General features: G+C 69.8%; 11 protein-coding genes and 2 tRNA genes. 10 read left to right on the forward strand and 3 right to left on the reverse strand.

From position 1 onward, the window contains the following. The 10 genes from ACJ8AN_RS18435 to ACJ8AN_RS18480 all read left to right on the forward strand — a co-directional run. On the forward strand, window positions 1-852 hold an 852-nt coding region (locus ACJ8AN_RS18435; protein WP_407756696.1), incomplete at its 5' end, for a DUF4388 domain-containing protein. A 27-nt stretch (window positions 853-879) separates the two neighbouring features. Further along, window positions 880-1,932, forward strand: a complete 1,053-nt coding sequence (gene selD, locus ACJ8AN_RS18440; protein ID WP_407756697.1) for a selenide, water dikinase SelD — start codon at window positions 880-882, stop codon at window positions 1,930-1,932. Window positions 1,933-2,076: 144 nt separating this feature from the next. Beyond that, entirely contained in the window at window positions 2,077-2,886 is an 810-nt protein-coding gene (locus ACJ8AN_RS18445; RefSeq protein ID WP_407756698.1) for an N-acetylmuramoyl-L-alanine amidase, read from the forward strand. A gap of 86 nt (window positions 2,887-2,972) precedes the next feature. Then, window positions 2,973-3,689 (forward strand): ribonuclease PH, encoded by a 717-nt coding sequence (gene rph / locus ACJ8AN_RS18450; RefSeq protein WP_407756699.1) that lies wholly within the window; start codon window positions 2,973-2,975, stop codon window positions 3,687-3,689. A gap of 4 nt (window positions 3,690-3,693) precedes the next feature. After that, complete coding sequence (gene rdgB / locus ACJ8AN_RS18455; RefSeq protein WP_407756700.1) at window positions 3,694-4,302, forward strand: RdgB/HAM1 family non-canonical purine NTP pyrophosphatase; 609 nt, start codon at window positions 3,694-3,696, stop codon at window positions 4,300-4,302. Between the two features lie 64 nt (window positions 4,303-4,366). Next, window positions 4,367-4,440 (forward strand) — tRNA-Pro (locus ACJ8AN_RS18460). A 32-nt stretch (window positions 4,441-4,472) separates the two neighbouring features. After that, window positions 4,473-4,546: transfer RNA gene (locus ACJ8AN_RS18465), tRNA-Arg, on the forward strand. Window positions 4,547-4,870: 324 nt separating this feature from the next. After that, window positions 4,871-5,401, forward strand: a complete 531-nt coding sequence (locus ACJ8AN_RS18470) for a hypothetical protein (protein ID WP_407756701.1) — start codon at window positions 4,871-4,873, stop codon at window positions 5,399-5,401. Window positions 5,402-5,403: 2 nt separating this feature from the next. After that, the gene (locus ACJ8AN_RS18475) at window positions 5,404-6,435 is read left to right on the forward strand and encodes a M28 family metallopeptidase (protein ID WP_407756702.1); all 1,032 of its coding nucleotides are present in this window, start codon (window positions 5,404-5,406) and stop codon (window positions 6,433-6,435) included. Beyond that, entirely contained in the window at window positions 6,432-6,995 is a 564-nt protein-coding gene (locus ACJ8AN_RS18480) for a hypothetical protein (RefSeq protein WP_407756703.1), read from the forward strand. Before ACJ8AN_RS18475 ends, ACJ8AN_RS18480 begins: the two co-directional genes overlap by 4 nt. Window positions 6,996-7,040: 45 nt before the next feature. Here the strand turns inward: ACJ8AN_RS18480 and ACJ8AN_RS18485 are convergent, their stop codons facing one another. From ACJ8AN_RS18485 to ACJ8AN_RS18495, 3 genes are all read right to left on the reverse strand, one after another. Further along, window positions 7,041-8,036, reverse strand: coding sequence for an NAD(P)-dependent alcohol dehydrogenase (locus ACJ8AN_RS18485; protein ID WP_407756704.1), 996 nt, complete (start codon window positions 8,034-8,036; stop codon window positions 7,041-7,043). Further along, window positions 8,033-9,676, reverse strand: coding sequence for a cyclic peptide export ABC transporter (locus tag ACJ8AN_RS18490; RefSeq protein ID WP_407756705.1), 1,644 nt, complete (start codon window positions 9,674-9,676; stop codon window positions 8,033-8,035). Before ACJ8AN_RS18490 ends, ACJ8AN_RS18485 begins: the two co-directional genes overlap by 4 nt. Continuing rightward, window positions 9,673-11,070, reverse strand: a 1,398-nt coding sequence (locus ACJ8AN_RS18495) for an alpha/beta fold hydrolase (protein WP_407756706.1), incomplete at its 5' end; no start/stop codon positions are given. The genes ACJ8AN_RS18495 and ACJ8AN_RS18490, both read right to left, overlap by 4 nt.

Consider the following 11,070-nt stretch of genomic DNA (forward strand, 5'->3'; position numbering starts at 1 on the left):
ATCATCGTCGGCCGGTCCAGCGAGCTGGACATGGTCCTCGTGGAGGACATGGTCTCGCGCAAGCACGCGAAGATCGTGGTCACCGCCGGCAAGGTCACCATCGAGGACCTCGGCTCCACCAACGGCACCTTCGTCAACGGCGAGAAGGTGAAGCAGGCCCAGCTCAAGGAGGGGGACCGCATCCTCATCGGCACCTCCATCCTCAAGCTCGTGCAGCAGGGCGCGGACAGCGCCCACGTGGACGAGTCCATGGCCAAGCGCAAGCTGGAGGAGGCCGCCGCGGCCCAGGCCGCGCGCACCTCCACCAAGGCCTCGTCCATGACGGGGAAGATCGAGGAGATTCCCCTGCCGGACCTGCTCCAGCTCTTCCACACGTCGAAGAAGAACGGCGTGCTGGTGGTGAGCAACGACAACGAGGGGAAGATCTACCTGCGCCAGGGCCGCGTGTACTACGCGGTCATCGACGAAAACCACAACCTGGGGCCGCAGAAGAGCTTCAACCGGATTGTGACCTGGGAGCAGGGCGACTTCGAGCTGCGGCCGGCCGACCCCCAGGAGTTCATGGTGGAGATGGACTCGTCGACCGAGGCGCTGCTGATGGACGCGCTGAGGCAGCTGGACGAGTACAAGCGCATCCAGAAGGATCTGCCGCCGATGGCCACGCAGCTCACGCTGGCCATGCCCATGACGGCGCCCCTGCGCGAGCTGACGCCGGAGCTGCTGGACGTGCTGCAGGCGGTGCACAACTACGGGTCGCTCGGAGGGGTGCTGGACCACTCGGAGTCGGACGACGTGGTGGCGGCCGAGGCGGTGCTGCAACTCATCAAGCGCGACTACGTGCGCGGGGGCTGAGCCTCCCTCTCTGTACCGAGGTTGAACGTGTCCGAAGAGCAGAAGCCGCGCCGGCTCACCGAGCTGGCGCATTGCGCGGGTTGAGCGGCGAAAATCCGCGCCGCGGATCTGGCGCAGGTCCTGCGCCAACTGAAGACTTCGAAGGACACGAGGGCGCTGGTGGGCTTCAACACCAACGATGACGCGGCCGTGTATCGAGTGGCGCCCGGAATGGCGCTGGTGAGCACGGTGGACTTCTTCCCGCCCGTGGTGGACGACCCGTACCAGTTCGGGGCCATCGCGGCGGCGAACGCGCTGTCGGACATCTACGCCATGGGGGCCAGGCCCCTGTTCGCGCTCAACCTGGTGGGCTTCCCGAAGGACCGGCCCCTGGAGGAGCTCTCCCGGATTCTCGCCGGAGGCCAGGCGAAGGCGGACGAGGCGGGCATTCCCATCCTGGGCGGGCACTCGGTGCAGGACCCCGAGCCGAAGTACGGCCTGGCGGTGACGGGCCAGGTGCACCCCAAGAAGGTGCTGACGAACGCCGGGGCGAAGCCGGGCGACGTGCTGATGCTGACGAAGCCGCTGGGCTCGGGCATCGCCACCACGGCCATCAAGCGCGGCGTGGCCTCCAAGGAGCTGACGGAGCGCGTGGTGGCGCTCATGTCGGAGCTGAACAAGAAGTCCGGAGAGGTGTTCGCCTCGGGGAAGTTCAAGGTGAACGCGCTCACGGACGTGACGGGCTACGGCCTGCTGGGGCACCTGCTGGAGATGATGAAGGGGGCCAAGGCCAAGGCGCTGCTGGACCTCGAGCGCATCCCCATCATCTCCGAGGTGCCGGCGCTGGCGCAGCAGGGCGTGGTGCCCGGCGGGACGAAGTCGAACCTCGCCCACGTGGGCAAGAAGGTGCGCTTCCCCAAGGGGCTGCCCGAGGACATCCAGTGGGTGCTCGCCGACGCGCAGACGAACGGGGGCCTCTTGGCCGCGGTGCCGGCGCGCGACGTGGCCAAGGCCTACCGGGCACTGGAGCGGGCCGGGGTGGACGTGGCCCTCATCGGTGAGGTCGCCGAGGGCCGGACCGGCATCGAAGTCGTCGGCTGACGCTCACTCCTCGCGGTGCCCGTGGCGGTGGTGCACGTCCGACACGGGCGGGTGCTCGTGCGTGAGGGGCTCACCGGGTAGCGCCCCAGGTGTACGGGTGGCCGCTGGCGGTCGGCCGGGCGGCCCTCTACGATCCGGGCCGGCATGACGCTCCGCTCCCTTGTTCTCGCCAGTGCGCTCGTCCTCTTCGGCCTGCCCGCGTCCTCGCGCGCGGCCGAGCGTCCCGCTCGCATCGTGGTGGACCCGGGCCACGGCGGCGCCCAGGAAGGCGCGACGAGCCCCTCGGGCCTGCTCGAGAAGGACATCTCGCTCCAGATTGCCCAGCGGGTGCGCGAGCACCTGGAGAAGGAGCTCGGGGCGCAGGTGTTGATGACGCGCGACGAGGACCAGTCGCTGCCGTTGCCCGAGCGGGTGGAGTTCTCCAACAAGCAGCGGCCGGACCTCTTCCTGTCCATCCACTGCAACGCGATGCCCACCAAACGCACGCGGGCGCGCGTCCAGGGCCTCGAGACGTACTTCCTCTCGGCCAGCGCCTCCAACGCCACCGCGCGAGCGGCCGCGGATCGCGAGAACGCCGAGGCCCCCACGTCGCGGGGCGCGCGAGGCGACTCCACGCTGGCCTTCATCCTCCACGACCTCGCGCGCACCGAGGCGCACCAGGACTCCTCGCGCCTGGCGTACGCCATCCACCAGAAGCTCGTCGCGGCCACGGGGGGCTCGGACCGGGGGGTGCTGCAGGCGCCCTTCTACGTCCTCAACGGCGTCGAGGCCCCCGCCGTCCTCATCGAGGTGGGCTACCTCTCGCACCCGGAGGAGGGGGCGCGCCTGGGCCGGCCCGAGCACCAGGAGAAGCTCGCCACCGCCATCGCCGAGGGCGTGCGGGGCTTCCTGGCCGAGGTCCGCAAGCGCGACGCCCCGAAGCCCGCCCAGGTGGCCGCTCCCGCCACCCCCTGACACTGGACGCCACTCGGCACGGACAGCGGGGCCGCTCGTCTGCTAGAGAGGCGCCCCCGTTGTTCCCCTCTACCGAGGAGCATCCCGTGCGGTCCTTCAACCGTGGGGCGCTGGATCTGCGCCCCGTCACCCTCACCCCTGGAATCACCCGTCATGCCGAGGGCTCGACCCAGGTGGAGTTCGGCCACACCCGCGTGCTCGTCACCTGCTCGGTGGAGGAGAGGGTTCCGCCCCATCTGATGGGCAAGGGCAGCGGCTGGGTGACGGCCGAGTACGGCATGCTGCCGCGCTCCACGCACACCCGCACCCAGCGCGAGGCCGCCAAGGGCAAGCAGACCGGGCGCACGCTGGAGATTCAGCGGCTCATCGGCCGCTCCATGCGCGCCGCGGTGGACCTGCCCGGCCTGGGCATCCGCACCTTCACCCTCGACTGCGACGTGCTCCAGGCGGACGGCGGCACGCGCACCGCCTCCATCACCGGCGCCTACGTGGCCCTGGTGCTCGCGCTGCGCAAGCTGCACAAGGACGGGGTGATGCCGCGCATGCCCAAGCTCACCCCGCTGGCGGCCGTATCCGTGGGCGTGGTGAAGGGCGAGGTGCGGGTGGACCTGGACTACGACGAGGACTCCACCGCCGACGTGGACCTGAACCTCGTGGCCACCGGTGACGGCCGCATCGTCGAGGTGCAGGGCACCGCCGAGCACCAGCTCTTCGATCGCAAGGCGCTGGACTCCATGCTGGACGCGGGACTGGCCGCCATCCGCCAGCTCATCGAGGCCCAGCAGAAGGCGCTCGGAGGGTAACGCCATGAAGCCCCGCCTGCTCTTCGCCACCACCAATCAGGGCAAGCTTCGCGAGCTGCGCGGGCTCGTGGGGGACACCGTGGAGGTGGTGTCCCTGGCCGACCTGCCGCCCGTGCCCGAGCCCGTCGAGGACGGGGCCACCTTCGAGGAGAACGCCGAGAAGAAGGCGCGCGCCTACGCCGAGGCCACGGGGCTGCCGGCGCTGGCGGATGACTCGGGGCTGTGCGTGGACGCACTGGGAGGGCGGCCCGGGGTTCACTCGGCGCGCTACGCCGAGGGCAGCGACTCGGCGCGCTACCAGAAGCTGCTCGGAGAGCTGTCGGGCGTGCCGGACGAGAAGCGCACCGCGGCCTTCGCCTGTGCGCTCTGTCTGGTGATGCCGGGGAAGGGCCGCGCCGTCATCGAGGTGGGCCGCTGCGAGGGCCGCATCGGTCACGCGCCCCGGGGCTCGCACGGCTTCGGCTACGACCCCGTCTTCGAGCTGCCGGGCGGCAAGACGATGGCGGAGCTGACCTCGGAGGAGAAGGCGGGCCTGTCGCACCGGGGCGTTGCCTTCCGGAAGATGCGGCCCCATCTCTTGGCTCTGGCCGGGGGCTCACCTGTCGGAGGATGAGCAGGCGTCAGGCACGTTGGCCTTGCGCGTCCGTTCCGGATGGTTCAACAATGCCGGACTTTATCGGGGCGTAGCGCAGCCTGGTAGCGCACCTGCCTTGGGCGCAGGGGGTCGGAGGTTCGAATCCTCTCGCCCCGATATCGCAGTACCGCAGTCGCGGTGGACACTGGGCGCCAGTAGCTCAGCCGGATAGAGCATCGGCCTTCTAAGCCGAGGGTCGTGGGTTCGAGTCCCGCCTGGCGCGAGCTCGTAAGGGGCTGGAGTCCTTGGGGAAGCTCTCCCCTGATTCCAGCCCCTTCTTCTTTGTCGCCCGGGTGTGTGCGGCATGACGGAGCTCGAGCGCCGGATGTGCGGCCGCGCCAGCTTCGACTTGCCACGCCGTCGCGTGCTGCTCGCAGCGTGAGCGCATCGAGCACACCCGGTGCGGGAGAGCCACGTCATGGGGGCAAGCCCGGATGGTGGTAGAGTCACATGGACTCGACTGCAAGGTCCTCCGGACCCATCCGCCTTCCGCTTCCCCACGTTCATGATTCCTCGTCTTCTTCCCGCTCTCGTGGTGGGCCTCGTCTTGCTCGCCCCGTCTGCCCAGGCCCTGCCCGCCAGGCAGCACGAGCTCTCCCTGGGCGCCACCTCCTTCTCTTTCGTCTCGTACCAGCGGCCCTCGGCGGCATTCTCGGCCTTGGAGGCGGCCTACGCCTGGCGCGTGGCCGGCGTGGGCCCCTGGAGCGCCCTGCGCCTGGGTGGGGGGCTGCGGACCGGAATGCCCGTGACCGCCACGAACTTCCCGCTGGAGGGCTTCCTTCAGGTGCAGCTCTCGGCACGCATCGGCATCTGGGAGGCGGCGTTGGGCCCCGAGCTGGGGCTGAGCGGCTTCGCGAGGCTCGCGAGGCGGACGCTCCTGCCCATGCAGGAGTTGAAACCCATCGAGGACGCGCGGTTCGGCCCGGTGTATGTGGCATTCGGAGTGGCGCCGGTGCGGCTCCACTTCGGACGGGTCGTCGTGAGCGCGCTGGAACTGCAGCTGGGGACCAACACGGCTTCCATGGGTTCGGCGATCCGCACGCAACTCGGCCTGGTGCGGCTGGGGGTGGAGCTATGAGCATGCGCGCCTTGCGGGGTGTGAAGTGCTGTCTGCTCGGGGCCGCGCTCCTGGGGCTCCTCTCTTGCTCCAAGCCCGTGCTGGAGGGCGCCCGTCTGGAGGCGCTGGCCGCGGTGGCTTCCCAGGTGGACGGGGAGCGGCTGATGGGCCTCGTCGCGGAGATCGTGGACGTGCATCGCCAGGACAGCGTCGCTGACTGCTCGTTCCTGAGCGAGGCACAGCGCGCCCGCCTGGAGAAGCCGTTCTGCCACCTCACCCGGAACAAGACCGCGGAGTTGCTGCAGGCCCGCTTCGAGCAGCTCGGCCTGAGCGTGCGGCGCCAGGAGATGGCCGGCACGCCATTCACCACCAACAACATCATCGCGGAGATTCCGGGCACCACGAAGCCGGAGGAAGTCGTCCTGGTGGGCGCCCACTACGACGCCTTCTTCGAGGGCGCGGACGACAACACCACGGGCGTGGCGGCGTTGGTGGAGCTGGCGCGGGTCCTCTCGCAATACAAGTTCGAGCGCACCATCCGCTTCGTCGGCTTCGACTTCGAGGAGTTCGGTCTCGTGGGCAGCTCCCGCTATGTCGAGGCGCAGAACGGCGTTTCCGAGCGCCTGGTGGCCTCGGCGATCTTCGACTGCATCGGCTACTACACCTCCAAGCCGGGCTCGCAGGCCTCGCTGCCGGGCCTGCCCACGCCCTCGGCGGGTGACTTCCTGGCGGTGATCGCCAACGACACGTCCAGCCAACGCGCCGCCGAGGTCTACGCGCTCAACGACGCCCTGAAGTTCATGAAGGTCGTCCCCCTGATCGCCCCCCGCGACGGCGCCGGGTTCCTGACGGGCAACCTGATGCGCAGCGATCACACGCCCTTCTGGCTCCGAGGTGACGAGGCCCTCTTCTTCACCGACACCGCCGACTTCCGCAACTCGAACTACCACAAGGAAACGGACACCCTGGACACGTTGGAGCCCACCTCGTTCCGTCAGGCCGTGCGGCTGTCCGCCGCCACCCTCGCGTTCTGGGCAGGAGGCCCGCAGCCATGAAGCGTTTACACTCCGGAGGGCTCCTGGCCTGTGTGCTGGTGCTGCTGTCCACGGGGGACGCCCGCGCCCAGGAGGCGGTCGCGGCGCCCGCGGGCGTGCTGCCCGCGGGTCACCGGCTCACGCTCTACGGCCGTGGTGGAGCGCTCGTCTACCTCTCGGACGCGATGACCACCGGCGGCATCGGCGGTGGCGTGGGCCTGCGTGACACCCTCCAGGACCGGTTCATCCTCCAGGCCGACCTGAGCTACCTGATGGGGCTCGGCAACGTGGTGGCGCTTCGGCTCGGCGCCGGCATGCAGCGCCGCGGCACGTACACGCCGGCCGTGCTCGCCACCCTCACCACGGTGGTGGGCGACCGCCTCACCTTCCTGACGCCCGCGCATCCCACCCCCGTGCGCGGCCCCGCGGTGGCGCTCGGGTTGAGTGTGGCGCCGCTGCGCTTCACCGAGGGGGGCCTGCAGCTGTCGCTGCTGGAGCTCGGCGTGGGCCTCGGTGCGGATCTGCCCGGCTGGGGGCTGGCCTGGCAGCTCGGTCTGCTCGAGGTGGGCACCTCCTTCTAGGAGGCGCCCGCGAGGAGCCCGGACGGGCACCTCCTTCTCCTCAGCTCATGCGGAAGCCCGCGGCGCCTGCTCCGCCGTGGACAGGTGCTCCAGGTCGACCACGAGCTTGCCGCCGGACTGCCCGGCTTCGCAGGCGCGGTGGGCCTCCGCGAACCGGGTATAGGGGAACACCTGGCGGATGACGGGCCGCAATTGGCCGGACGCGAGCCACGCGGCGAGCTGCCGCAGGTCCTCGCCTCGCGGCTGGGCGGACGCGAGGAGAAACCGCGGAGTGGGGAGCAGTCCGGCAGCCATGTCCGTCCAGGGCGCGGGCAGGGCCACCGTGACGTACCGGCCCGTCGGCTTCAACAGGCGGCGGCAGGCGAGGAAGGTGCGCGCCAGCGTCGTGTTGAGGACGACGTCGTAGCGTTCCGTGTCTCGCGTGAAGTCCGTCCGGGTGTGGTCCAGCACGCGGTGGGCACCCAGCTCCTGCACGAGCGCCACGTGCGGGGTGGAGCAGACGCCGGTGACGTCCGCACCGAGCAGCCGGGCGAGCTGCACGGCGAAGGTGCCCACGCCTCCCGATGCTCCCACCACCAGCACGCGCTCCCCGGGCTTCACCTGCGCCACGTCCCTCAAGGCCTGGAGCGCCGTGCTGGCCGACAGGGGCACCGCGGCGGCCTGTTGGAAGGTCAGCCCGGCCGGTATGGGGGTCACGACCGAGCCGGGCATCACCGCGTACTCCGCGCTCGCCACGGAGCGCATGCTGAAGGCGTAGACGCGCTCCCCGGGCCGCACGTGCGTGACGGAGGCGCCCACGCTCACCACCTCTCCGGCCACGTCCAGGCCGACGAGCCGCGGTCCGCGCTGTCCCCTCGGGGCGGCCTGGGCACGCATGCGGCAGTCGCCGGGGCTCACCGAGGTGGCCCGTACGCGCACCAGCACGCCCTTGTCCGGCAGCGCGGGGACGGGAATCCGCCGGACGCTCAACACCTCGGGAGGGCCGGGCCGTTCGCTCACGACGGCGTTCATCTCCACGGGGACACTCCCGCCGGTTGTCATGCGAGGCGCTCCTTCTTCGAGCCCGCGGGGACTTCCACGAGCTGGCCGGACTCGAGCTGGATGACCCGGTCCGCCACGTGGAAATACCGGTTGTCGTGGCTGATGACCACCACGGTCTTCCCGGCTCGCTTCAGGTCCGGGAGCAGCTCCAGGTAGAAGACGTCCTTGAAGGAGGGGTCCTGGTCCGCGGCCCACTCGTCGAAGAGGTAGATGGGGCGGTCCTCCATCCAGGCGGTGAGCAGCGCCAGGCGCTTGCGCTGGCCCTGTGACAGCTCCGTGGTGGACAGCGCGCCGTCGGCACCGAGGCGTACCTTGCGGTCCAACTGGAGCCGCTCCAGGTAGCCCTGCATCCGCGCCGCGCGCTCGGTGGTGATCAGGCCGAGCAGGCTGTCGAAGAGGTGGAAGTCGGAGAACACCGCCGAGAAGAGCTGGCGGTAGTGCTCCCGGTTCTCATCGGTGACGGGCTTGCCGTCGAGCAGCATCTCCCCGGACTCGGGTGCGTAGAGGCCGGTGAGCAGCTTGGCCAGGGTCGTCTTCCCGCTGCCGTTGCCGCCGATGATGAAGACCAATTCCCCGGGGGAGAACTGGAGGTGGAGGGGCCCGAGCGTGAAATGGCGCTCGTCGTTGTCGCGGTGGTAGGCGTGGGTGATGCCCTTCACCTCCAGGCGCTCGAAGGAGCGAGGCGCGGGCAGGAGCGGACGGTCCGCTCCCGAGTCGTTCTCCGCGGAGGCGAGCGCCAGCTTCTCGATGTGCTGCAGGGCGATGTTTCCCTGGCCGAGGAAGGGGATGTTGCTCATCAGGCTGTTGATGGGCTGCTGGAGGTAGAGGGCCGCGAGGGTGTAGCCCACCATGGTCTTGGGGCCCAGGCTCATGAGCTGGGGAACGACGAAGAGCAGCAGCCCGATGAAGACGAGGAAGAGGAACATGCCCCAGCTCATCGTGGCGGCGAAGTAGCGCCCGGCATGGGTGTGGGCGCTGCGCAGGGCGGCCGTGTTGGGCTCGAAGCGCTCCCGGATGAAGGCCTGGCGGCGCTCCCTGTGCAGCTTGAGCTCCTTGATTCCGTCGGAGAGGCCCCGGAAGTACTTGTGGAGCGAGGACTGATGCTCGTGCGCCTGGCGGAGGATGGCCAGTCCGCGCCGCTGGGGAAGCCAATAGGTCAGCCCACCCACTCCCAGGAACACGAGCGTCCCCAGGAAGCTGTTCCACGACAGCCAGGCCATGTAGGTCAGGCAGCCCAGGACGATGGTGAGGTCGATGAAGAAGGCGGGGAGGAGCACCAGGCTGTTGCCCATGGACTGGACGTCGGTGACCAGGGCGGTCATCAGCCGGTGCGAGCCCATCTCCTCCAGGCGGCGCAGGGGCGTGGCGAGAATCCGCCGGCCCAGGTCCACCCGCAGATCATGGATTTCCCCATGGTGCAGGTGGTTGAGCAGGAGCTGACTGGAGAAGCGCGACAACAGGCCCACGATGGCGAGCGCCGCGAAGGCCAGCATGCCGGTGAGGGCATGGGAGCTGCCGCTCAGCGTGTTGCCGATCACCGAGATGAGTCCGGCACTCGTGGCCCCGGCCAGCAGCCCGCAGAGCACCGCCAGGGCGAAGACGCCCTTGGCCCGGCTGACGAGGAAAATGATGAGCTTCATCGGGCCCTTCCTATCTTGGACTCAGTCATGGAGGTGCTCTGCTCCAGGTGCTCGGCCAGGCGTTCGGCCAGGGTCCTCACATGGGGCTGGTGGAGAAGGCTGTAGTGATCTCCCGGAACCACTTCGACGTCCAGCCCCCCCGCCACGAGGGCGGCGAATCCCCGGTCGGATTCGCTCGCCTGGTCGGCAGGAGACTCGGCGGCGCGGAAGAGGGTGAGGTGTCCGGAGTGCGGCTGGGGGGTGTAATGGCGCCCCGCGCGCAGATTGCTCTCGAAGACGCGGCGCAGCGACACGAGCTGCTCTTCCGGCAGATCCGCGGTCTGGACGGCGGTGCGCGTCAGGTCCCGCAGGAAGTGCGCCTGGACCTCCTCGTCGGAAGGATCCGTTCCCGCGCGCTTCGAGGAGGGCAGATAGCTGTCGATGAGCGCCACCAGCGCCACCTGCTCGCCCTGCTGCCGGAGCTGCCGCGCCATTTCCAGTGCCACCATGCCGCCGAAGGACCAGCCGCCCAGCAGGTACGGGCCATGCGGTTGGACTTCACGAATGGACTCGATGTGACGCGCCGCCAGCGCCTCGAGCCGGTCCAGCGGGGGCTGGTCGCCGTCCATTCCCGGCGCCTGCAGGGCGTAGAAGGGCTGCTCCTCCCCCAAGGCCCGCGCCAGTTCGACGTAGCCGAGGACACCGCCGCCAATCGGGTGAGCGCAGAAGAAGGGACGGCGGGAGCCGCCGGTGTTGAGCGCCACCAGCGTGGAGGTGGGATTCACCGCCGGGCCTTCGCGCAGTTGCCGCGCCAGGTGCTCCACCGTTGCGCTTTGGAAGAGCGTCGCCACCGGGAGCCTCCGGCCGAACCGCTCGCGGATGCGCGCCATCAGGCGCACGGCCAGCAGCGAGTGGCCGCCCAGCTCGAAGAAGTCGTCGTGGACTCCTACCGACGGGACGTTCAGCAGCTCTTCCCAGATGCGCGCGAGCTGGGTCTCCAACTCGTCTCTGGGCGTGACGCGCGTGGCGCCGTGGGACGCCGACGCCTCCGGAGCGGGGAGGGCCTTGCGGTCGAGCTTGCCGTTGGGAGTGAGGGGCAGGGCCTCGAGCACCACGAGGGAGGAGGGCACCATGTACTCGGGCAGGTGCTCGCGCAGGTAGGAGCGAAGGGCGGAGGAGTCCAGCGAGTGGCCCTCCGCGGCGGTGAGGTAGGCCACCAGGCGCTGGTTGCCTGGGACGTCCTCACGAGCCAGCACCACGGCCTGGAGGACGCCGGGAAGCCGGGTGAGGGCGGACTCGATTTCACCCAGCTCGATGCGCTGGCCACGCACCTTCACCTGGAAGTCGATGCGGCCCAGGAAGTCCAGGGTGCCGTCGGCCAACCAGCGCACCCTGTCGCCGGTGCGGTACATGCG

This window comes from Archangium sp., from assembly GCF_045802675.1.
GTDB lineage: Bacteria > Myxococcota > Myxococcia > Myxococcales > Myxococcaceae > Archangium.